At 67.6% G+C, this 21,434-nt stretch carries 21 protein-coding genes; 10 read left to right on the plus strand and 11 right to left on the minus strand.

Features of this window, described 5'->3' with window-relative positions; all coding sequences use genetic code 11:
- Positions 1–39 precede the first annotated feature (39 nt).
- The 5 genes from gyrB to dnaA all read right to left on the minus strand — a co-directional run bounded on the left by gyrB (position 40) and on the right by dnaA (position 7,178).
- Complete coding sequence (gene gyrB, locus NQ152_RS04400) at positions 40–2,094, minus strand: DNA topoisomerase (ATP-hydrolyzing) subunit B (protein ID WP_257523142.1); 2,055 nt, start codon at positions 2,092–2,094, stop codon at positions 40–42.
- Positions 2,095–2,216: 122 nt separating this feature from the next.
- Complete coding sequence (locus tag NQ152_RS04405; protein ID WP_257500960.1) at positions 2,217–2,768, minus strand: DUF721 domain-containing protein; 552 nt, start codon at positions 2,766–2,768, stop codon at positions 2,217–2,219.
- On the minus strand, positions 2,761–3,918 hold the full coding sequence (recF, locus tag NQ152_RS04410; protein WP_257500961.1) for a DNA replication/repair protein RecF: 1,158 nt from the start codon (positions 3,916–3,918) through the stop codon (positions 2,761–2,763). Before recF ends, NQ152_RS04405 begins: the two co-directional genes overlap by 8 nt.
- Before the next feature lie 65 nt (positions 3,919–3,983).
- Complete coding sequence (gene dnaN, locus NQ152_RS04415) at positions 3,984–5,135, minus strand: DNA polymerase III subunit beta (RefSeq protein WP_257500962.1); 1,152 nt, start codon at positions 5,133–5,135, stop codon at positions 3,984–3,986.
- A gap of 471 nt (positions 5,136–5,606) precedes the next feature.
- Positions 5,607–7,178 carry a chromosomal replication initiator protein DnaA gene (gene dnaA / locus NQ152_RS04420; RefSeq protein WP_374113559.1) on the minus strand — a complete coding sequence of 524 codons (1,572 nt, stop codon included), beginning with the start codon at positions 7,176–7,178 and terminating at the stop codon, positions 5,607–5,609.
- A gap of 188 nt (positions 7,179–7,366) precedes the next feature.
- On the opposite strand from dnaA, the gene rpmH reads away from it, so the two are divergent.
- From rpmH to NQ152_RS04465, 9 genes are all read left to right on the plus strand, one after another.
- A complete protein-coding gene (gene rpmH, locus NQ152_RS04425; protein WP_257500964.1) occupies positions 7,367–7,504 on the plus strand; it encodes a 50S ribosomal protein L34 in 138 nt (45 codons plus the stop codon).
- 10 nt (positions 7,505–7,514) lie between these two features.
- Positions 7,515–7,850, plus strand: a complete 336-nt coding sequence (rnpA, locus tag NQ152_RS04430) for a ribonuclease P protein component (RefSeq protein ID WP_257523143.1) — start codon at positions 7,515–7,517, stop codon at positions 7,848–7,850.
- Positions 7,847–8,209, plus strand: a complete 363-nt coding sequence (yidD, locus tag NQ152_RS04435; RefSeq protein ID WP_257500966.1) for a membrane protein insertion efficiency factor YidD — start codon at positions 7,847–7,849, stop codon at positions 8,207–8,209. Before rnpA ends, yidD begins: the two co-directional genes overlap by 4 nt.
- 3 nt (positions 8,210–8,212) lie before the next feature.
- A complete protein-coding gene (gene yidC / locus NQ152_RS04440; protein ID WP_257500967.1) occupies positions 8,213–9,322 on the plus strand; it encodes a membrane protein insertase YidC in 1,110 nt (369 codons plus the stop codon).
- Positions 9,323–9,359: 37 nt separating this feature from the next.
- The gene (locus tag NQ152_RS04445) at positions 9,360–9,884 is read left to right on the plus strand and encodes a R3H domain-containing nucleic acid-binding protein (RefSeq protein ID WP_257523144.1); all 525 of its coding nucleotides are present in this window, start codon (positions 9,360–9,362) and stop codon (positions 9,882–9,884) included.
- A 19-nt stretch (positions 9,885–9,903) separates the two neighbouring features.
- Positions 9,904–10,530, plus strand: coding sequence for a 16S rRNA (guanine(527)-N(7))-methyltransferase RsmG (gene rsmG, locus NQ152_RS04450; protein ID WP_257523145.1), 627 nt, complete (start codon positions 9,904–9,906; stop codon positions 10,528–10,530).
- Positions 10,531–10,859: 329 nt separating this feature from the next.
- Entirely contained in the window at positions 10,860–11,213 is a 354-nt protein-coding gene (locus NQ152_RS04455; RefSeq protein ID WP_257523146.1) for a GIY-YIG nuclease family protein, read from the plus strand.
- 532 nt (positions 11,214–11,745) lie between these two features.
- The gene (locus tag NQ152_RS04460; protein ID WP_308209104.1) at positions 11,746–12,714 is read left to right on the plus strand and encodes a ParA family protein; all 969 of its coding nucleotides are present in this window, start codon (positions 11,746–11,748) and stop codon (positions 12,712–12,714) included.
- Positions 12,714–13,679: a ParB/RepB/Spo0J family partition protein gene (locus NQ152_RS04465; protein WP_257523147.1), complete on the plus strand. Its 966-nt coding sequence runs from the start codon at positions 12,714–12,716 to the stop codon at positions 13,677–13,679. The genes NQ152_RS04460 and NQ152_RS04465 overlap by 1 nt, the downstream gene beginning before the upstream one ends.
- Here NQ152_RS04465 and NQ152_RS04470 read toward each other — a convergent pair.
- Positions 13,664–14,935 (minus strand): RNA polymerase sigma factor, encoded by a 1,272-nt coding sequence (locus NQ152_RS04470; RefSeq protein ID WP_257523148.1) that lies wholly within the window; start codon positions 14,933–14,935, stop codon positions 13,664–13,666. The two genes, NQ152_RS04465 and NQ152_RS04470, sit on opposite strands and share 16 nt — an antisense overlap.
- A gap of 58 nt (positions 14,936–14,993) precedes the next feature.
- Between NQ152_RS04470 and NQ152_RS04475 the strand changes: the two genes are divergently transcribed.
- On the plus strand, positions 14,994–15,341 hold the full coding sequence (locus NQ152_RS04475; protein WP_257500973.1) for a tryptophan synthase subunit alpha: 348 nt from the start codon (positions 14,994–14,996) through the stop codon (positions 15,339–15,341).
- Positions 15,342–15,343: 2 nt separating this feature from the next.
- On the opposite strand, the gene NQ152_RS04480 is transcribed toward NQ152_RS04475, so the two are convergent.
- The 5 genes from NQ152_RS04480 to NQ152_RS04500 all read right to left on the minus strand — a co-directional run bounded on the left by NQ152_RS04480 (position 15,344) and on the right by NQ152_RS04500 (position 21,310).
- Positions 15,344–15,763, minus strand: a complete 420-nt coding sequence (locus NQ152_RS04480; RefSeq protein ID WP_257500974.1) for a YciI family protein — start codon at positions 15,761–15,763, stop codon at positions 15,344–15,346.
- A 235-nt stretch (positions 15,764–15,998) separates the two neighbouring features.
- Positions 15,999–16,322, minus strand: a complete 324-nt coding sequence (gene trxA, locus NQ152_RS04485; RefSeq protein WP_257500975.1) for a thioredoxin — start codon at positions 16,320–16,322, stop codon at positions 15,999–16,001.
- A gap of 77 nt (positions 16,323–16,399) precedes the next feature.
- Complete coding sequence (gene trxB / locus NQ152_RS04490; protein ID WP_257523150.1) at positions 16,400–17,419, minus strand: thioredoxin-disulfide reductase; 1,020 nt, start codon at positions 17,417–17,419, stop codon at positions 16,400–16,402.
- A 109-nt stretch (positions 17,420–17,528) separates the two neighbouring features.
- Positions 17,529–19,124 (minus strand): murein biosynthesis integral membrane protein MurJ, encoded by a 1,596-nt coding sequence (gene murJ, locus NQ152_RS04495; RefSeq protein ID WP_257500977.1) that lies wholly within the window; start codon positions 19,122–19,124, stop codon positions 17,529–17,531.
- Positions 19,121–21,310, minus strand: a complete 2,190-nt coding sequence (locus tag NQ152_RS04500; RefSeq protein ID WP_257523151.1) for a DUF6049 family protein — start codon at positions 21,308–21,310, stop codon at positions 19,121–19,123. Before NQ152_RS04500 ends, murJ begins: the two co-directional genes overlap by 4 nt.
- Between the last annotated feature and the right edge of the window lie 124 nt (positions 21,311–21,434).

Consider the following 21,434-nt stretch of genomic DNA (forward strand, 5'->3'; position numbering starts at 1 on the left):
TCTTCGCAGCCGGGATCACAGAGGCATCCGATCGGGGGATCAGATGTCGAGGAAGCGGACGTCTTTCGCGTTGCGCTGGATGAACCCGCGGCGGGACTCGACGTCCTCGCCCATCAGGATGGTGAAGATCTCGTCGGCCGACGCGGCGTCGTCGATCGTCACCTGCCGCAGCGTGCGGGTCTCCGGATCCATGGTGGTCTCCCACAGTTCCTTGTCGTTCATCTCACCCAGACCCTTGTACCGCTGGATCGCGTTGTCCTTGGGGATGCGCTTGCCGGTGGCCAGGCCCTCGGCCAGCAGCGCGTCCCGCTCCCGGTCGCTGTAGACGTACTCATGCGGCGAGTTCGACCACTTCAGGCGGAACAGCGGCGGCTGGGCGAGGTAGACGAAGCCGGCTTCGATCAGTCCGCGCATGTAGCGGAACAGCAGCGTGAGCAGCAGTGTCGTGATGTGCTGGCCGTCCACGTCGGCATCGGCCATCAGCACGATCTTGTGGTACCGCGCCTTGTCGATGTCGAACTCTTCGCCGATGCCGGTGCCGAACGCCTGGATCATCGCCTGGACTTCTTTATTGCCCAGGGCGCGGTCCAAGCGGGCGCGCTCGACGTTGAGGATCTTGCCCCGCAGGGCGAGGATCGCCTGCGTGTGCGGGTCGCGGCCCTGCACCGCCGAGCCGCCGGCCGAGTCGCCCTCCACCAGGAAGATCTCGCTGATCGAGGGGTCCTTGCTCGTGCAGTCCTTGAGCTTGTCGGGCATGGCGGCGCTCTCGAAGACGCTCTTGCGACGCGCCGTCTCGCGGGCTTTCCGTGCGGCCAGTCGTGCAGTGGCCGCATCGATCGCCTTGCGCACGACGTTCTTGGCCTGCGCGGGGTTGCGGTCGAACCAGTCCCCGAGCCGATCGCCGACGACCTTCTGCACGAACGCCTTGGCCTCGGTGTTGCCGAGTTTCGTCTTGGTCTGGCCCTCGAACTGCGGTTCGGACAGCTTCACCGAGATGACCGCGGTCAGTCCCTCGCGCACGTCGTCGCCGGAGAGGTTCTCGTCCTTCTCCTTGAGGAGGCTGTTCGCGCGCGCGTACTTGTTCACCAGGGTGGTCAGCGCGGCGCGGAATCCTTCTTCATGCGTGCCGCCCTCGTGCGTGTTGATGGTGTTGGCGTAGGTGAAGACGTTCTCGGTGTACGAGGTCGTCCACTGCATCGCCACCTCGAGCGCGATCTTGCGTTCGGTGTCCTCGGTCTCGAAGTCGATGATGTCCTCGTGCACATGCTCGGCCTTGCGCACTCGATTGAGGTATTCGACGTAGTCCACCAACCCGCGCTCGTACAGGAAGCTGTCGTTCGGCTGTTGCAGCACGACTTCGCCGGGCGCCACCTCTTCTTGGTATGCCGCTCCGGGTCGCTCGTCGACCAGGTCGATGCGCAGTCCCTTGTTCAGGAACGCCATTTGCTGGAAGCGCGTGCGCAGCGTGTCGTAGTCGAAGTCGATCGTCTCGAAGATCGACTCGTCAGGCCAGAACGTGATTGTCGTCCCGGTCTCAGAGCTCTCCTCGGCACGTTCCAGAGGTGCCTGCGGGACACCCCCGTCACGGTAGGACTGGCGCCACACGTAGCCCTGACGGCGCACCTCCACCTCCAGCCGGCTCGACAGGGCGTTGACCACGGACGAACCGACGCCATGCAATCCGCCGGAGACCGCATAACCGCCGCCGCCGAATTTTCCCCCGGCGTGCAGCACGGTCAGCACGACCTCCACCGTCGATCGGCCCTCGGCCTGGTGCATGTCCACCGGGATGCCGCGGCCGTTGTCGACGACGCGCACTCCGCCGTCGGGCAGGATCGTCACGGCGATGGTGTCGCAGTACCCGGCGAGGGCCTCGTCGACGGAGTTGTCGACGATCTCCTGGACGAGGTGGTGCAGTCCGCGCGGCCCGGTCGAGCCGATGTACATGCCCGGTCGCTTGCGAACCGCTTCGAGTCCCTCGAGAACCTGGATGTCCTCGGCCCCGTACCGCACGTGTGTCCGCTCGGCCGGTTCTGGTACCTCGGAATGCTGATCGGATTGCTCGGGCAGGCTGTCAGGGGTATCAGACGACATATTTTCGGCGCGCTCCACATCGTAATTCCGGGCCCCCCCAGTCTACCAAGGAACGCGTCGGTCCCGCGCCATGTGCGGCTCTGTGGCGCGTTGGATTTCGTCCGGATAGGACAGGAGGTATCTCAGCCGTAGGTATCGCGCGGACCACGCCCTGGAGTCGTTCTGGGACCCCATTTCCAAGAGGGGACGTCCGGCCCGATAAAGCGGATGCCGTCCACCCCGGCTTCGGGGAACCTCCGGACGATCTCGGAGAGGATCTGCGAACGCATCAGCTGAAGCTGCTTGGCCCACGCCGTCGAGTCGGCCTGAACGGTCAGAGTGCCCTCCGTGAACGCGATCGGCCGGGTGTGCCGGGCGGTGTCCTCACCGGCGACCTCGGCCCACGTCCGCACGACGTCCTCGCGGGCCAGCTGCGAGTCCCAGCCCGCGTCACGGGTGAGGTCGGCCAGGACATCGGCGACGCCCTTCGGATCGCGACCGGGGGTGAACGGGGCGTTCTCATCATCCGGTCCGCGGCGACGACGTTTGCGGTACGTGCGGGCGGACGGCTCGAGTCCGCGCAGCCGAAGATATGTCGCAACCGTCTCGGGAACCGGCTCGGCCTCGACCGATTCCCGGCGCGCACCGCGACCGTGCGGGACGCCGGACTGCTCCGGAACGTCCTGGTCAGGCATCCGTCGCCGCCAGCACCCGACCCGCTTCGACCCGGACGACGCGAGCGCGGAGCGCGGAGGGCACGTCCTCTTCCACCGCGGCGGTGACGATGACCTGTTCGTAGTCCGCGGTGAGCTGAGCCAGCCGCCCGCGGCGGTCGGTGTCGAGCTCGGCGAACACATCGTCCAGGATCAAGACGGGATCTCCCAACCGGGAATCGGCGCGCAGAAGATCTGCCGACGCCAAGCGAAGGCCCAGCGCGAAGGACCAGGATTCGCCGTGCGATGCGTAGCCCTTGACCGGCAGACCGCGCACGCTCAGCAGCAGGTCATCGCGGTGCGGGCCCACGAGCGTCAAACCCCGATCGAGCTCGGCGGCGCGCTTGTCGGCGAGCGCCTGTCGGAACTGCTCCGCGATCAGACCGCCCTGCGGCTGCGCGGCCGACGGCGCCGCATCCTCTTCGGGGTCGCCGCCTCGCACCGACAGCACCCACTCGATCCGGGGGCCATGGTCGGCGCCGGCGATCGCGGCGTACGCGGCGGTCAGCGGTCCGCTCAGGTCCGCGGCGAGGGCGAGCCGCGCCTGGATCAGCTCGGTGCCGAGTGCGACCAGCTTGTCGTCCCACACATCGAGCGTCGACAGCTGGTCACCGCGGATGCCGCGGGCGCGTGCGGATTTGAGCAGAGCCGTCCGCTGCCGCAGCACGCGGTCGTAATCGGACAGGACACCCGCGAACCGCGGCGATCGCTGCACGAGGAGCTGATCCATGAAGCGCCGGCGGGACGACGGATCGCCGCGCACGATGTGAAGGTCCTCGGGCGCGAACAGCACGACCTGTGCATAGCGCGGCAGATCCGAGCTCTTGACCGGGGCTCCGTTGACACGCGCCTTGTTCGCACCCTGCCGGTTCAACTGCACTTCCAGCAGCATCCGCCGCTCATCGTGGGCGAGCCTGGCGCGGATGATCGCGGCATCCGCACCGTCGCGGACCATCGGCGCGTCGGTGGAGACGCGGTGCGAGCCGAGGGTGGCGAGAAACGCGATCGCCTCGGCCAGATTGGTCTTGCCCTGGCCGTTGCGGCCGACGAACACGTTCGGACCCGGGCTCAGCGCGACATCGGCGACCGCATAGTTGCGGAAGTCGACGAGGCTCAGATGCTCAACGATCACTGTGCAACCCTAAGACCGCAGTCGGACGTTCTCATCCCGCTCGCGGCGGATGCGCCCGCTTCGCGTCACCGCAGCAGCAGGTTCGGCTGCAGCAGGTACTTGAAGGACTCGGTGCCGTCCTTGTCGACGGAAGTCTGCGGGGTGATCAGCACAGGGCTGAGCTTGTTCGCGTTGTCGCTCGATGTGAACGTGATCCGCACGAACTCGCTCTTGACCGCGCCGAGCGACTCGAGCAGATACTGCGGGTTCAGGCCCAGCGTGACATCCTCGCCCACCAGGTGGGCGTCCACGGACTCGGATGCCCGCGCCTGCTCGGTGCCGGAGGCATCCATCGAAACGCTGTCCGTTGTGAACGTGAAACGCAGCGGCGCCGACCGGTCCAGGACGAGCGAGACACGACGTACGGCCTCGGCCAGCTCGGCGGTGTTCAAAACTGCGTGATGTTCGGTCTGCTCCGGAAAAAGGCGGCGGACCGGGGGGAAGTTGCCCTTGATCAGCAGTGAGGTCACGGTCTTGTTGCCGGCCGTGAACGCGATGATCTCGCGGTCTCCGGACCCGGAGAAGGCAATCGAGATGTCGCCGCCGTGCGCGAAGGTCTTGCCGACCTCGGTCAGCGTCCGTGCCGGTACGAGCGCGGTGGTCGGCTCTTCGGTCGCCGTGGACCCGCCATCCCAGGGGATCTCGCGGAGCGCGACGCGATAGCGGTCGGTGGCGACCAGGCTCAGCTGCGTGCCGGAGACCTCGAGCTGCACGCCGGTGAGCACCGGGGTCACGTCATCACGCGACGCGGCGAATGCGACCTGCGCGATCGCTGTCGCGAAGTCTTCGGCGGGCACCAGACCGGTGTCTCCGGAAACTTCGGGGATCGCGGGGTACTCCTGCACCGGCATCGAGGCCAGCGTGAAGCGTGCCGATCCGCAGGTCAGCACGATGCCGCCGTCGTCATCGACCTCGACCTGGATCGGCGCGTTGGGGAGCCGGCTGGCGATCTCGGAGAGCAGCCGGCCGTGCACCAGAATCGTGCCCGGATCATCGACTGTTGCTTCGATGGTGGTGCGCGCGGACGCTTCGTAGTCGAATGCGGCGAGCGACAGTCCGCTCTCGGACGCTTCGATCAGGACCCCGGCCAGAATCGGCTGGGGGTTGCGCTGCGGCAGGAGCTTGACGACGAACGACACGGCTTCGCTGAACACATCGCGATTGACGTGGAACCTCACTGGCGCTCCCTTGACATCGGCGTGGGCTCTCCCATGCTAGTGCCCAGCATGCCGCCGCCCGCAGACCACGGCCGGAGAGGTTCGGCCACCGTCAAGGTGATCGAACGGTTTCCCATTAACTATTTCTCTGTCATCTTCTTAACGCCTGTGGAAACTGTGGATAACTCGAGCGATCCGGGTCGGGAGAGGGAAACTACAACCGTGTGAGTTGTGGACGGGCTGCGGATTGCGCGCCGTCGGAATTACAAGAATCGGCGCTCCACTGCTGGCTCCTCCACAGCCTCGCCGCGATTGCACACAACGTTTCCGCAGCGTCGCGGAGTTATCCACAGGTTTTCCACATGTGAAGAACCGGGATGATTGCGCTCCGGCGAGGGTCTGTCAAGCACCTCTTGAGGCATACGTCACAGTCGACGGGTCGACGAAACAGCGACTGGTCGGCTCTGGGCGCCAGGGCGCGGCGAATGCGCTTCAGCGCGCGTTGCGGCCGAGCTGAGCGGTGATCTCGGAGACCTGGTTGTAGATGGAGCGGCGCTCCTTCATCAGGTCGCTGATCTTCTTATAGGCATACATCACGGTCGTGTGATCACGGTTTCCGAACAGATGCCCGATCTTGGGCAGGGAGAGACTCGTCCGCTCGCGGCACAGATACATGGCGATCTGGCGTGCCGTGGCAATGGACTGCGACCGGCTCGAACCGTAGAGGTCATCGACCGAGAGCTTGAAGTACTGCGCTGTGGCCGTGATGATGTCGGTCGGCGAAATGACGTTCGCGTCATCCTGATCGATGATGTCCCGCAGCACCGTCTGGGCGAGGGACATGTCCAGAGTCGAGCGATTGAGGCTCGCGAAGGCGGAGACGCGGATCAGAGCGCCCTCCAGTTCGCGGATGTTGGAGGACACCACCGTGGCGATGTACTCGAGAACCTCGTCCGGAATCTGCAGGCGCTCGCTCTGCGCCTTCTTCCGGAGGATCGCGATGCGCGTTTCCAGGTCCGGCGCCTGGACGTCGGTGATCAGACCCCACTCGAAGCGGCTGCGCATCCGGTCCTCGAACCCGGTGAGGTGCTTGGGCGGCACGTCGCTGGTGATCACGACCTGCTTGTCGTGATCGTGCAGCGTGTTGAAGGTGTGGAAGAACGCTTCCTGGGTCTCGGCCCGGCCCTGCAGAAACTGGATGTCGTCGATGAGCAGGATGTCGACGTCACGGTAGCGGGCCTGGAAGGCCGATCCGCGGTTGTTCGCGATCGAGTTGATGAAGTCGTTCGTGAACTCTTCGCTGGAGACGTACCGGACGCGGATGCCGGCGTAGAGACTCAGCGCGTAGTCACCGATCGCGTGCAGAAGGTGGGTCTTGCCCAGCCCAGAATCGCCGTAGATGAACAGCGGGTTATAGGCCTTGGCGGGGGCCTCGGCCACCGCAACCGCGGCCGCGTGCGCAAAGCGGTTCGACTGCCCGATCACGAAGTTGTCGAAGGTGTACTTCGGATTCAGACGCGTGTCGCTGCGGGACGCGGCGGCTGCGGCATCCATCGTCTCTTCGATGTGCTGCCGCACTGGGGCGGCCGGAGCAGGCGCCGAGGCCTGCATCTGATTCGGAGCGGCGACGCGGGCGTCGGCCAATTCCGGATTGACCACGACGCGGAACGCCGTCGCCGACGGGTCATGATTCTGATCCTGGTCGACTTTGGTCAGCGCCTCCATGATCGGCGTCCGCATGCGCTTGTTGATCTGCGCGGCGGTCAGATCGTTCGGCACGTCCAGGTAGAGGGTTCCGCCCATCACACCCTGGGGAACGGCGAGACTGAGGAAACCTTGCAGCTGCGGGGTGACCCGGTCGTCCCCGGCGAGCTGGTCGAGCACGGCTGACCAGACGGGAACATCTGGAAGTTCGTGCGATGACATGGGACCCCCGGGTGTATTGACGCGCCTCAGGTGTGAAACGGTGATCGTCACGTCCAGCCTGTGGATAACTGCCCGTGCCAGGCTAGTTCGCGGGCGTGGCGGGAGCAAACTCCACTGTAGGTCCGCGCGGCGTGTCATTTCCAGGAGTATGGGAATCTGGTGGGGATAATGCCCCGCGATCCGGCTCAGTTTGAGTTCTGGGTCCGGGGAACGTAACCTGAATCGGTTGACTTCTGCCTAGATGGCAGTCCCGTAAGCCACGTCCCCGGTCTGAGCGTCAGTCGTTGTAGAAATGCCGGGACACCCTGATCCGGAAGTGACCTCCCATGACCAAGCGCACGTACCAGCCCAACACCCGCCGCCGCGCCAAGAAGCACGGCTTCCGTGCTCGCATGCGCACCCGCGCCGGCCGCGGCATTCTCTCCGCTCGCCGCGCCAAGGGGCGCACCGAGCTGTCTGCTTGACCCTTTAGAGGTGCTTGCAAGGCCGAACCGACTCACCCGCGGAGCGGATTACAAGGCCGTCGTCCGTCGGGGGGCTCGCTGTGCGAGCACGCACACGGTGACGTATGTGAATGCGTCCGGCGAGGACCGCGCAGCGCGGTTCGGCTTCATCGTCAGCAAACAGGTCGGCTCCGCCGTTGTCCGCAACACTGTTCGCCGGCGGTTGAAGGCGGTGTGCCGCGACGAGCTGCAGCGCGTCCGGCCCGGGGCAGACATCGTGATCCGGGCACTGCCCTCGGCGGCGACCGCGGACTTCGCCGCGCTTCGCGCCGAGGTCTCCCAGTGCATCGCGCGGAGGGCCGCATGAGTGCGACGACGCTGCCGGCCGCATCGACCGGTCACGGTCACTTCGAAGCCGGGACCGCGTTGCACGCGCTGCCGCTGCTCCCCCGGAACACCGTGTTGAGCTTGCTCCATGGTTACCGTGCCACGATCTCCCATGCCTACGGCGACGTCTGCAAGTACTACCCCTCGTGCTCGGCCTACGCGGTCGGCGCGGTTCAGCAGCACGGTGCTCTGAAAGGCTCCGTGATGGCGGCGGCTCGGATCGCACGCTGCCATCCGTGGGCCAAGGGGGGCGTCGATGACGTTCCTCTGCACAAGAACTTTCGGTACGAACTGACCCCGCGTGGGTTCGTCGTGCCGGTCCCCCTGAGAAAGGACTGATCCGTGCCGGATCTGATCGGAATCATCCTCTGGCCGCTCAAGTGGCTGGTGGAGCTCGTGCTTGTCGCGTGGCATTACCTGTTCACGCTGATGGGACTTCCGGCTGCGTCCGGCGTCACGTGGGTGCTCGCCATCGTGGGTCTCGTCCTGGTTGTCCGCTCGGCGCTGATCCCGCTCTTCGTCAAGCAGATCAAGAGCCAGCGGAAGATGATGGAAATTGCCCCTGAACTGCGGAAAGTTCAGGAAAAGTACAAGGGCAAGAAGGATCAGCTCTCCCGTGAGGCGATGAGCCGCGAGACCATGGGCCTGTACAAGAAGCACGGCACCAGCCCCGTCTCGGGCTGCCTCCCGCTGCTCGTGCAGATGCCCGTGTTCTTCGCGCTGTTCAGCGTGCTCAATGGTGTGCAGACCATCCGCACCGACGAGAACCACGCCGGCGTGGGCTTGCTGAACAACGAGCTCATGACCGAGTTCTACAACGCCAAGCTGTTCAACGTCGCGTCCCTGCACGACACCCTCGTGGGCGCGTGGGAAGCGCAGGAGACCGGCTGGCAGGTCACCGTCGGCATCCTGCTGGTGCTGGTCGTGCTGATGATCGTCTCGCAGTTCTTCACCCAGCTGCAGATCATCTCCAAGAACCTCTCGCCCGAGGCCAAGACCGGCCAGGCGTACCAGATGCAGAAGATCATGCTCTGGGTCCTGCCGTTCGCCTTCGTGTTCTCGGGTGTGTTCTTCCCGCTCGGTGTCGTCATCTACTGGTTCACGAGCAACGTGTGGACGATGGTCCAGCAGTTCGTCGTCATCCGCAACATGCCCACACCGGGTTCCGAGGCCGCCAAGCTGCGTGAAGAGAGGCTGGCCCGCAAGGGCAAGGCGCTCGATGCGCAGGGCAAGATCATCCCGCTCGAGCGGTACCAGGCCGAGCAGCAGCGTCTGTATGAAGAGGCGGAGCGCGCCAAGGCCGCAGCCCCGAAGCGCCAGCAGCCGGTCGGCAAGCAACGGGCCAAGAAGCAGGCCCAGAAGCAGCCTGGCGATGCGGGCACGAAGCCGGGAGAATCGCCACGCGGCGGCAAGGCCGACCCCGCAGCGGGCACGACCGGCGCGGCATCCTGATTTCCTGCTCTTCCCCTTCTAATAGCGCGAGGACCCGATGACCAGCAACCCCGAAACCTCCCCAACCGAGGATGCGCCGCCCGTCGAGCGCACCGCGGCCACCGTCGAGCAGCTCGAGCAGGAGGGCGATGTCGCAGCGGACTTCCTTGAAGAGCTGATGGACATCGCCGACATCGACGGAGACCTCGCGCTGGATGTCCGCTCGGGGCGCGCATATGTCTCGCTCGAGTCGGACGAGCCCGGTTCACTCTCGCTCCTGGCCGCGCCGGACACGGTTCAGGCTCTGCAGGAGATCACACGCATCGCGGTGCAGAACCGTACCGGCCGGTTCTCGCGGCTCATCCTCGACATCGGCGGGTCTCGGGACACGCGCCAGCGTGAGTTGGAGACGCTGGTCGACGTGGCGATCGCCCGCCTGGACGAAGGCGCGACCCAGGCCTCCCTCCCCCCGATGTCCAGTTACGAGCGCAAGCTCGTGCACGACATCGTGTCCGACCGCGGACTGGTCTCGGAGTCGTACGGTGAGGGCGCCGACCGCCACACGGTGATCAGCCGCGGCTGATGTTCCACGTGAAACACTGATGAGCGACGTCGAGGCGGAACCAGCGGTCGCGGCCGAGATCTTCGGCAACCGAATCGATCTGGCCCGGGAATTCACCCGGGCTCTGGCCGAGCACGGCGAGGAGCGCGGGCTGATCGGCCCGCTGGAGCCACCCCGGCTGTGGAGCAGGCACATCCTGAACAGCGCAGTTGCAGCACCTCTCTTCTCCGGGCGGGTGGGCGACGTCGGCTCGGGCGCGGGACTGCCGGGACTGGTGCTGGCCATCGCGCGACCGGACGTGGAGTGGATCCTCATCGAACCGATGGAGCGCCGCGTCACCTGGCTGAATGAGCAGGTCGCAGCCCTGCGGCTGGACAACGTCGAGGTCCTGCGCGCACGCGCCGAGGACTGGAGCCGGGGGCCGGTTCTGGATGCCGCGACGGCACGCGCCGTGAGCGCACTGCGCACTCTGGTGCCGCTGACCGCGCCGCTCGTCCGTGACGGCGGCGAGTTGATCCTGCTGAAAGGCGCCAACGCGTCGACCGAGATCGAGACCGCGGACAAGCAGCTGCGGAAGTATCGTGTGAACGATGTCCGGCTCGAGGTCCTCGGCCAGGGACTGCTCGACGAGCCGACCCGAGTCGTTCGCGCCACCGTTCGCGGCTGACCCACGTTTCACGTGAAACATGGGGCTCGGAGTTGTCGGGCAGCCAGCGGGACTTGCGTTCGCGGTGATCGAGTAGCCGGCGCAGGGCGCGTTTGCCGGTGATCGAGTAGCCCGCGGCGCGGGCATATCGAGATCCCCCGCTTTTCGGCGGTGCTGTGGTCTCGATACGGCGGCGTTGCCGCCTACTCGACCGCGGGGTGCCGCTCTGTGGTGATCCGTAGCCCTCAAAGGGGCGGTATTCGGTGCGCGGGGCCGCGTTTCCGGTGATCGAGTAGCCCGCGGAGCGGGCATATCGAGATCCCCCTCCTCCACATGCGTCACGCTGCGCGATGTTGGCGTCGTACCTGCACCGTGTTCCATCCCCCGCACACGGCCAGGGCATCATCGATCATGCCCTTCATGTGTACATCCTCGAGTGCCGAGACCGTACTCTCTACGTCGGCAGCACATGGGATCTTGATCGTCTCGCTCAGCACCAGGGAGGAGAGGGAGCCGAGAACACCCGAACACGCCGACCGGTGCGCGTGCTCTACTACGAGGACTTCGACCGCATAGAGGATGCATTCCACCGCGAGAAGCAGATACAAGGGTGGGGCCGGGCGAAACGACTGGCTCTCGTCGAAGGCGACGTCGAGAGGCTGAACCGGCTGAGCCGAAAACCGCCGCGTGAGCACGGCGTGTAGTTGGCGGTCGGATGTTTCACGTGAAACGGATCCGTTGGGGCTTGGACCTTAGAGGGGGCATAGCCGCCTACTCGGCCGTCGGGGACCGGTGATCGAGTAGCGCGCGAAGCCGATGCATCGCGATCTCACGGGGCGGTGCATTGCGCGGGGTCTCGATACGGCGGCTTCCGCCGCCTACTCGACCACCGAAGTCCGGATGTTTCACGTGAAACGCGTGTGCCATGTATTCCACCGGGGGAACCGGCGATCGAGTAGCCCGCGAAGCGGGCGCATCGAGATGTCGCGGGGCTGCGTACTGCGCGAGGTCTCGATACGGCGGCTTCCGCCGCCTACTCGACCACCGGGAGCGGGATGTTTCACGTGAAACGGCCACCGGGCTGGCGGCTGGTCTCGATACGGCGCCTTCCGCCGCGTACACGACGTCGAGGAGGGTCGAGGAGCGCCCGGGCGGGCGCGGCGGCGAGTGGGGAGGCCGGCCACGACTAGAGTAGAGAGCGATGTCCGTCGGCGCGCCAAAGGGAGGGTGTTTCACGTGAAACAACCCGAGAACGCCGAATCTGCGGCGTCATTCTCGCTCGACGACAGTCCCATCGCCCGTGAACTGGCCGACCTGACCGCCCGACGCCGCTCACTCGAAGCCGTCGACGTGAAGCTGAGTGGTCGCACCCGTGTGATCACCGTCTCGAACCAGAAGGGCGGCGTCGGCAAGACGACGACGACCGTCAATATCGCGGCATCCCTGGCCTCGGTGGGTGCCAGAGTGCTCGTGATCGACCTGGACCCGCAGGGGAACGCCTCCACAGCCCTGGGAGTTCCGCACACCGCGGAGATCCCGAGCATCTACGACGTGCTGATCGATGACTTTCCGCTCGCCGACATCATCCAGACCAGCCCTGAGTCGCCGAATCTGCTGTGCGCTCCGAGCACGATCCACCTGGCCGGCGCTGAGATCGAGCTGGTCTCGCAGGTCGCCCGCGAGCACCGACTGCGCACCGCGCTCGACGAATACCTGGCGCACACGACCGACCGGCTCGACTTCGTGCTGATCGACTGCCCCCCGTCATTGGGTCTGCTCACGATCAACGCATTCGCCGCCGCTCACGAGCTGCTGATCCCGATTCAGTGCGAGTATTACGCGCTCGAGGGCCTCAGTCAGCTTCTGGGGACGGTGCGGATGATCCAGAAGCACCTGAACCCCGGATTGCGCCTCTCCACGATCCTGCTCACGATGTATGACGGGCGAACGCGGCTCGCGCAGCAAGTCGCTGAGGAGGTCCGTCAGCACTTTCCCGATGAGGTGCTGGCAACCGTGATCCCGCGGTCGGTGCGCGTGTCCGAAGCGCCGAGTTTCGGGCAGACGGTCATCGCCTACGATGGGCATTCTGCCGGCGCCGTCGCGTATCGCGAGGCTGCGGTCGAGATCATCCGCCGCGACAGTCCGGATGCCACCGCGAAAGACCCCGGGAACGCCAGTGCGCCCGGAAATGAAGGGGACTCCTGATGGCGAAGAGAACCGGCTTGGGCAGGGGGATCGGCGCGCTGATCCCCACCAGTGAGGCCTCGTCGGAGGCGCGTCCCGTCGACGTGTTCTTCCCCGGCGCTCCGGTCGCGACCGCCGAGGCGCCCGAAGCCTCTGCCGACGAGGAGCTCCTGGAGGTCCCGGGCGCCCGGCTCGCCGAGATCGACCCGCACGCGATCGTCCCGAACCCGCGTCAGCCCCGGATCCACTTCGACGCGGACGATCTGGCGGAACTCGTGCACAGCGTCCGCGAGTTCGGCGTCCTGCAGCCGGTCGTGGTCCGCGACGTCGGCGACGGCACGTACGAGCTCATCATGGGGGAACGGCGCACCCGTGCTGCGCGCGAGGCCGGGCTCACCTCGATCCCCGCGGTCATCCGCGACACCGCCGACGAGCACCTGCTCCGTGACGCGCTGCTGGAGAACCTCCACCGCTCCGAGCTGAACCCGCTCGAGGAGGCATCTGCATACCAGCAGCTGCTGGCGGATTTCGGTATCACGCAGGAAGAGCTGGCAAGCCGCATCGGCCGGTCGCGCCCGCAGATCAGCAACACCATCCGGCTGCTGAAGCTGCCCGTGCCCGTCCAGCAGCGTGTCGCGGCCGGCGTGCTCACGGCCGGCCACGCCCGCGCGATCCTTTCGCTCGAGGATGCCGACACGATGCAGTGGCTGGCCGACAAGATCGTGAACGAAGACCTCTCGGTGCGGGCCGCCGAGGCCGCCTCGAAGGCACCGGATGCTGCCCGCCAGCGCCCCTCGAAACCTCAGCCGGGTGCGCGTCGCGCGCATCTCGACGAGCTTGCCGAGCGCCTTGGCGACCGACTGAACACACGTGTCAAGATCCATCTCGGCGCACGAAAAGGCCAGATCAGCATCGATTTCGCCAGCATTCAGGACCTGAACCGGATCCTCGAAGAGCTCGGCGAGACCGGCTACAGCTCGCGCTGAGCATCGTGCAGCAGGTCCCGCGCTCGGCGCCGTAGCACGGTCGCTTCGGCCTCGTTTCCGGGGAGCGCGGCAGCCGCCGAGAAGGCCGCGGCCGCGGCCTCCGGTCGGCCCAGCTGCTCGAGCAGCTCGGCGCGCACCGCATGCAGGGGCCGGAACTCGCTCAGCTCCTCGGCGACCTCGGCGACCTCGGCCAGCGCTGCCTCGGGCCCATTGACCATCGAAACCGCGACCGCCCGGTTCAATCGCACGACCGGCGAGGCGGTCAGCGAGGCAAGGGCGTCGTACAGCGCCACGATGCGCGGCCAGTCGGTGTCGGCGGACGTGGGGGCGATGGCATAGCACTCCGCGACGGATGCCTGCAGGCCGTAGTATCCGAGACCTCGAGCGTTCGCCTGGGCAATGGCCAGCGCGGCGCGGGCGCGTGCGATGGCGGAGCGATCCCAGCGCCGTCTGTCCTGGTCGGCCAGGGTGACCGGGAGCCCTGCGCCGTCCACGCGCGCCGCGAAACGGGAGGATTGGAACTCCATGAGGGCGATCAGCGCGAAGACCTCAGGTTCGGTCGGCACGAGAGCGGCCAGCTGACGGGCGAGACGGACCGCTTCCCTTGCGACGTCCGGGCGGATCGGGTGCGCGCCGGCGCCCGCGGAATACCCCTCGGTGAACAGCAGATAGATCACCTGCAGCACGCTGGCCAGCCGTGCCGGGCGCTCGGCTCGATCCGGCACCTCGAACGGGATCTCGGCCTCCCCGAGGGTGCGCTTGGCGCGCACGATCCGCTGCTGCACCGCCGGGACGGTCATCAGCAGCATCCGGGCGATCTGTTCGGTGGTCAGTCCGGCCACGGTGCGCAGCGTGAGTGCCAGGCGCGCTTGGGCCGGCAGCACGGGGTGGCAGGAGATGAAGATCAGGCGCAGTACGTCGTCGTCGATCCGGTCCGGATCGCCGAGCTCGGGTACCCCATCCCATGCCTCGAGCGCGCGCAGTTCGCCGGCCATCAGCTTCTCCCGCTCGGACAACCGCTCCCGGCGGCGCCAACCGTCGATCGCGCGGAGCTTGGCGACGGCCAGCAGCCACGCGCCCGGATTGTCGGGGATGCCGGTCACCGGCCACTTGGCGAGGGCCTCCAGCAGAGAGTCCTGGGCCAGATCCTCCGCCCATTCGAAATCGCCGGTGTGACGCGTCAGCGCCCCGACGATCCGGGCGGATTCGCTGCGCCACACGGCCTCCGCCGCCCGGCGCGCTCCGCCCTCGCTCATCCCGTCAGCGTAGGCGTGCGAGCGCCGGTTCGGGGGATTCGCATCGTAGGCTGGATGGATGGCGACGCACGATGAGGGCCCGCGTCGGCGGGCAAGTCTCGAGCTTCTCCGGGCCGAGGCATCCGACGAACTCTCCGTCCTGGTGCACGAGCGCCTGCGCGCCGGCGAGGATCCGTGGGAGTTCATGGAGGATCTGCCGACCGTCGACGAGCTGGTCGTGCTCATCCTGCGCGCCGAGAACATCGCCGCGAACGGGGGTGCCCGCCCCAACGCCGCACGTCACTACCGTGTCCTGCGGCAGATCGCGTTGGATTATCCGCCACTGACCACGGCGGTGTGGCGGCTGATCGGCGACGGTGGCTCGCATCGCGTGTGGGATGCCGCAGTGCGAGCCGACGCGTCCTGAGTTCACGGCTGGGCCGCGCGCCACTCCTGCGCCTTCTGCAGCCACTCGTTGTCTTCGGGCAGATCGACGTCGGCGAACTCGTTCACCCTGCGCACCTCGAGGCTGACACCCGGTCCGAGCGGGCACTTCTTGGCCCAGTGCTCGGCCTCCTCGCGGCTGGCGACCTCGAGGATCCAGAATCCGGTGAAGACCTCCCGCGCCTCGGCGTAGGGGCCGTCGGTGACGACCGGCGGGGTCGTTGAGAAGTCGACGCGGAACCCATCCGCGGCGTCGCTGAGTCCTTCGGCGGTCAGGAACACCCCGGCCCTCTGGAGCTCTTCGTTGTAGGCACCCATGACGGCGACCACCTGCTCCATGTCCAGGTCCTGGGCGGCGCGGGCGGCGGCGTCGGGCTGGACCTGCATGATCATCATGTACCGCATCGTCGTTCTCCTTCGGGATGTGCGAGCCGGAGCTCGGGACGGCGGGTTCGCCGACCTCATCCTGTGCGTCGAACGATTACCGCCCAGATCGACATATCGAGGAAAACCCCCCGTGCACCCGATGGATGCCGATCGGAGCATACATCGAGAAAGCCCCGGCGATCGAGGGGTCGACGCATCCGAGTGGATGCCCCGAACCCCCCGCCTACCGGGGCTTTCTTCGAGGATTCAGTGATCAGGCGAGGTACGCCGCGAGGTCCTGCTCGATCGCGTACTTCGGCTTGGCACCGATGATGGTGGTCTCGACCTGACCGTTCTTGAAGAGCTTCATCGCCGGGATGGAGGTGATCTGGTACTTCAGGGCGAGGTCGGGGTTCTCGTCGACGTTCAGCTTCAGCACCGTGATCTTGTCAGGGTTGGCTGCCTGGATCTCGTCGAGCACGGGCGCGACCATGCGACACGGCCCGCACCACTCTGCCCAGAAGTCCACGAGCACGGGACCTTCGGCCTGCAGGACATCCTGCTCGAAGGTCGCGGATGTCGTCGCCTTGGCGGTCATATTCATTTCTCCTTTGTGGAAAGTCACTGCTAGTGCAAACGTCGCCGGGTCCCGGATTGTTCCGGAGGGGCCGGCCGTCAGGCTGCGGGGACGCCGGTCTCGGCTTCGTCGGTCGCGGGGTCGGGCGTCTCGGTGGCGACTTCCACGTCCTCTGCGATCTGCGGGTCGCCGGTCTGTTCGAGGGCCGCCAGGAAGTGCTCGGCATCCAGCGCCGCGACGGTGCCGCTGGATGCGGCGGTGACGGCCTGACGATACGTGGGGTCGATCACGTCGCCGGCCGCGAACACGCCGGGCTCCGACGTGCGGGACGAGCGGCCGTGCACCCAGATCGTGCCCTCGGGCGTGAGCTCCAGCTTGCCGTGCACGAGGTGCGTGCGCGGGTCGTTGCCGATGGCCACGAAGAGTCCGTCCAGCGGCAGCTCCCGCGTCGAGCCGTCCACCGTCGAGCGCAGCAGGACACCGTTGACGGCGTCCTCACCCAGGATGTCGGCCACCTCGGTGTTCCACACGAACTCGATCTTGTCGTTCGCGAAGGCGCGCTCCTGCATGATCTTCGAGGCCCGGAGCGAGTCCTTGCGGTGAATCACATACACCTTGCTCGCGAAGCGCGTCAGGAACGTGGCCTCCTCCATCGCGGAGTCACCGCCGCCGACCACGGCGATGGTGCGGTCGCGGAAGAAGAAGCCGTCGCAGGTCGCGCACCACGACACCCCGCGTCCGGACAGACGCTCCTCACCCGGCAGGCCGAGCTTGCGGTACGCCGAGCCGGTCGCGAAGATCACCGAGGACGCCTGGTGGACGGCACCGCTGCCCAGCTTGACGGTCTTGACGGGACCGGTCAGATCCAGCTCGATGACATCGTCGTACAGGATCTCCGCGCCGAAGCGCTCGGCCTGGGCCTGCATCTTGGTCATCAGCTCCGGACCCTGAATGCCATCGGGGAAGCCGGGGAAGTTCTCCACGTCCGTGGTGTTCATGAGTTCGCCGCCGACCTCGACCGAGCTGGCCACGACGAGCGGCTCCAGGTTCGCACGCGCCGCATAGATCGCAGCCGTGAAGCCCGCCGGGCCTGACCCGATGATGATTACCTGACGCACGTGCGCCCCCTCTTTCGTAGCTCCGGATGCTTCAACACATGGTAACCGCGGCGCATTCCACGCCTGGGGCGGGTTTCCGCGCAGTGGAGGACTGCGTTGCGGTCGAGGCTCACCGGCCGCCGGGCAGCACTCGGCGAGCCAGCCGCATCGCGGGCCCCAATTCCGGTGCCCGCAGCAGTGCGAGGAAGCCGACGTAGACCACCAGCGAAACGATGCCGATCACGGCGGCGCCGAGTGCACCGAGCAGCTTGTCGGAGACCGTCCAGCCACCGGTGCCCCCCAGGAGGAGGAACGTGAGCCACCCGGCGGCGGCGGCGGGGACGGCCGCGAGCGCGAACCTGCCCAGCGCCAGCATCCAGGACCCGACCCGCAGTCCGCCCAGGCGCCGCTGCAGCAGCCAGGTCGCCAGGATGACCTGCACGATGCTCGCGAAGGACTGGCCCAGGGCGATGCCGGCGGCGATGAACTCGACCGGCAGGGTCGAGGCGACCAGGGCCGTGACCACCACCAGCGCGCACTGCAGGAGCGTGAAGAAGAACGGGGTCCGGGTGTCGTTGTAGGCGTAGAAGGTCCGCTGTATGACGAACAGCACGGCCAGCGGGATCAGGCTGACCAGGAAGCACAGCAGCACCCCAGCCGCCGCGGCGGCTTCGTCGCGACTGTCGGTGAAGATGCGCGATGCCGGCACGGCCGCGGCCGCCAGCGCGGCCGTGGCGATCACGATGAACACCCCGAGGGTGCGGATGCTGCGGCCCACGTCGCCGCGGACGTCATCGTCGCGACCCGCGGCGGCGTGCTCGCTGAGCTGGGTGAAGTACGGGGTCCCGATCGAGAGCACGATGATCGAGTAAGGGAGCATGAACAGCAGCCACGCGTTCTGGGAGACCAGCACACCCGGGTAGTCCTGCGCGGCCTCCGACAGCACCCGGGACTGCACCAGGCCGGCCAGCTGGCCGGCGACGACCATCAGGAAGGTCCAGCCGGCGAGCCTGCCCAGCTGGTTCAGGCCGACGCCCCGCCAGCGGAAGTCGGGGCGCACGTGCAGACCGGTGCGGCGCCAGAACATGAGCAGGATGACGGCCTGCACCACGATGGCGAGCGTCGCGGTGCCGGCCAGCAGGGCGATCATCGCAGGGGTCCATACCGCCACGGCGACATCGGAGCCGAACAGCAGGATGAACAGCAGGAACCCGGCGATCGAGACGATGTTGTTGACGATCGGCGCCCAGGTGAACGGACCGTAGACGCGGCGCGCGTTCAGGGCCTCGCCGACGAGCGCGTAGAGACCGTAGAACAGGATCTGCGGCAGGCACCAGTAGGCGAACGCGGTGGCCAGCGCCTGCTGGGCGGGCGGGAACCCGGGCGCATACAGCTGGACGAGCCAGGGCGCGCAGAGCGTGGCCAGCGCCGTGACCACCAGCAGCACCACCGTCCCCAGCGTGAACAGCTTGGAGACGAAGGCACGTCCGCCGTCCTCGTGGCTTGCGGCCTTGACGATCTGTGGCACGATCACGGCGGTGAGCAACCCGGTCGAGATGACCGCGTAGATGTTGTTCGGCAACTGGTTCGCGATCGCGAAGGCGTTTCCGGCGCCGGTGGTGGCACCGACCGCGGAGACGAGCACGACCGCCCGCAGGAACCCGGTCAGCCGGGACACGATGGTGCCGGCTCCGATGAGCAGGCTGGCCCGGCCGATGCCGCTCATGAGGTCTCCTCGTGCGCCTGCGCACGTCGCGTGCGACGCGAACGCAGCCGCAGCACGGTGCGCACGATGCCGAGCAGGATGAACCCGCCGACGAGCACCGACAGGATGACGATGCCCACGCCCTCCCAGTCGGCTCGGACGTTCACGTCCACCGCCTGTGGAGCGCCGATGGGCTCCAGGGTGCGGCTGCGCAGCTGCAGTTGGACCGTGACGTCGCCGTTGCCGACGCGAGCCTGTACGGGCACCTGCACGCGCGTGTTGCTCTGCGCTCCCGCCGTCGCCTCTGTGGCCGTGGCGACTTCGAGGCGAAGATCATCCGGGGTCGCGTAGAGCACCACCTCGACCGGGTACGGCAGGTCGTTGCGGACCCAGATCGGGATCGGCGCCCCCGCACTGAAGAGGTTGATCGGACTCGGCGGGAGGATGCCGACGCTGTCCAGGGTGGTCGCCGTCGCCGTGTAGTGCGCCGCGACGGCCTCCTGCCACAGCGCGGTCTCGGGCAGCCACGCCAAGCCGAGAAGCTGCAGGATCTCGGCCCGCTCGGGTCCGGTGATCTGCGTCGGGTCCTCGAGGATCGTGGCGAAGCGGTTCAGCTGGCTCTCGCCGGAGATCAGCGCGGATGCCGCGTCCACCCGCGCCTGATCAGCGGCCGCGGCCGCGACCTCCACCGCCGCGGGGAGTCTCGTGGCGATGCCGCCGAGAGTCATCGGTGTCACCCCGGGAGCCTGGGTGGCGGAGGTGATCGCGGTGCGCAGGCCGACGCGGGAGCGATCGAGGTCGCGGTCCACGGTCACGACGATCGGCTGCCCGTCAGCCTCCGCGGTCGCGAAGGAGAGGAACGCCGTCGCCGCGGTCAGCGGCGCGCCCCGCAGCGCGGTCTCTTCCAGCACGGACGCGTCGTGCAGTGCCCGGGACACATCGGCGTCGTAGACGAGCAGGTCGGCGTCGCCGGCGATGGCGCGACCCGGCACCGTCGCTCCCGTCGCGCCGGCCTGGGTGGAGGTGGAGGGCACCAGTGTGAGGGCGTCCCGGTCATCGACCACGAGCGAGCCCAGAGTCGCCACGACCTCAGGCGTCGCGGTGCCGGTGGCCGGCCAGTAGACCCCGGGTCGTGCCCCGCCGATGCCCAGCAGCTCCGCGGTGTCCGGGTAGGCCGGCGCATCCGGATCGCCGGTCGGTGCCGGTGTCGGCGTCGGGGTCGGGGTCGGGGTGGGGGTTGCGTTGGCGACCGGGACGAAGTTCGCGGGGTCGATGTAGGCCTGCAGCGAGGTGGGTTGCAGCGGTCGCGCGAGACCGGTCTGCAGCTGGGCGGCGACGTCGGCGTCGCCGAACTGCAGTGCGAAGCGGGAGTTCGGCAGCGTTTCGAGCCGAGCCAGCCATGCGAGCGCGCTGGCCGGCGCGGCAGCGCCGAGGACGCGGATGGCGGCGGGAATCGCCGGGTCGACGGCGAGGATGGCGGTGGTGCCGTCGACGGCGTCCAGCTGACTGGTCAGCGAACCGGCGGCGGAGGTCAGCGCGGTCAGATCCTCCGCGGTCAGGATGCCTTCGGCGCTGGCGCCGGCTGTGATGGGCACGACGATACCCAGGCCGACGGCTGCCGGGTTCTCCGCCGGTACGATCATGGCGCTCGTGGATTGCACGCGACCGGTGGGCGTCTCGTACGTCGCAGACAGCGGGTATACCCCCGGCGCGCGGGCGGTGAGCACCGGATCGCCCGGCGCGATGAGGATGCCGTTGATCAGCTCTGCACCCGGGAGCACGGCCTCCAGCGTCGTCGCGCCCACGGGGATCAGTTCCACGTCGGTGGTGCGGGCGTTCAGCCAGGTGCTCAGCGCCGCCCGATCCGGCAACGGCGTGGAGCCCAGCGACAGCGTGACGGCGGCCGCTTCGGTGGCGGCATCCGTCCCGTTCTGCACCGTGACCGACACCGCGAGTCCCTCGCCCGGCCGCACGATGCCGTTGGCGACGGGCGAGAGTGTGAACTCGACCACCCCGGTGGGCGGCTGGGGGGTCGGTGAGGGCGACGGCGAGGTCGATACCGGGCTCGGCGGGGCGGCGACCGCCGCCGCGGTGCCCAGCGGCAGACCGATCGCGGACAGCGCGGCGATGGCGATGGCGGCGCGGAGGCGTGCGCGGAACCCGCGTCGCAAGACGCTGAGTCCCGAGGGCGGGGAGGTGACGGTCATGTGGGATTTGTCTCCTGTGCGATTCATGACCGCACGATCAGGTGCGATTCTACGGTCCGAGCCGCCGAGGGCCCGGTACCGCGCCCGCGCGGCCGGGCGCCGGGGCCGGCGGGTCCGCCGGCAC

Source organism: Microbacterium sp. zg.B48 (genome assembly GCF_024623505.1).
Lineage (GTDB): Bacteria > Actinomycetota > Actinomycetes > Actinomycetales > Microbacteriaceae > Microbacterium.

Bases quoted from the DNA above. Each gene is read 5' to 3' on its own strand.
- gyrB (WP_257523142.1), bottom strand. From the start codon at position 2,094: ATGTCGTCTGATACCCCTGACAGCCTGCCCGAGCAATCCGATCAGCAT.
- NQ152_RS04405 (WP_257500960.1), bottom strand. From the start codon at position 2,768: ATGCCTGACCAGGACGTTCCGGAGCAGTCCGGCGTCCCGCACGGTCGC.
- dnaA (WP_374113559.1), bottom strand. From the start codon at position 7,178: ATGACACGCCGCGCGGACCTACAGTGGAGTTTGCTCCCGCCACGCCCG.
- rpmH (WP_257500964.1), top strand. From the start codon at position 7,367: ATGACCAAGCGCACGTACCAGCCCAACACCCGCCGCCGCGCCAAGAAG.
- yidD (WP_257500966.1), top strand. From the start codon at position 7,847: ATGAGTGCGACGACGCTGCCGGCCGCATCGACCGGTCACGGTCACTTC.
- NQ152_RS04445 (WP_257523144.1), top strand. From the start codon at position 9,360: ATGACCAGCAACCCCGAAACCTCCCCAACCGAGGATGCGCCGCCCGTC.
- rsmG (WP_257523145.1), top strand. From the start codon at position 9,904: ATGAGCGACGTCGAGGCGGAACCAGCGGTCGCGGCCGAGATCTTCGGC.
- NQ152_RS04455 (WP_257523146.1), top strand. From the start codon at position 10,860: ATGTTGGCGTCGTACCTGCACCGTGTTCCATCCCCCGCACACGGCCAG.
- NQ152_RS04465 (WP_257523147.1), top strand. From the start codon at position 12,714: ATGGCGAAGAGAACCGGCTTGGGCAGGGGGATCGGCGCGCTGATCCCC.
- NQ152_RS04470 (WP_257523148.1), bottom strand. From the start codon at position 14,935: ATGAGCGAGGGCGGAGCGCGCCGGGCGGCGGAGGCCGTGTGGCGCAGC.
- NQ152_RS04475 (WP_257500973.1), top strand. From the start codon at position 14,994: ATGGCGACGCACGATGAGGGCCCGCGTCGGCGGGCAAGTCTCGAGCTT.
- NQ152_RS04480 (WP_257500974.1), bottom strand. From the start codon at position 15,763: ATGCGGTACATGATGATCATGCAGGTCCAGCCCGACGCCGCCGCCCGC.
- trxA (WP_257500975.1), bottom strand. From the start codon at position 16,322: ATGACCGCCAAGGCGACGACATCCGCGACCTTCGAGCAGGATGTCCTG.
- murJ (WP_257500977.1), bottom strand. From the start codon at position 19,124: ATGAGCGGCATCGGCCGGGCCAGCCTGCTCATCGGAGCCGGCACCATC.
- NQ152_RS04500 (WP_257523151.1), bottom strand. From the start codon at position 21,310: ATGACCGTCACCTCCCCGCCCTCGGGACTCAGCGTCTTGCGACGCGGG.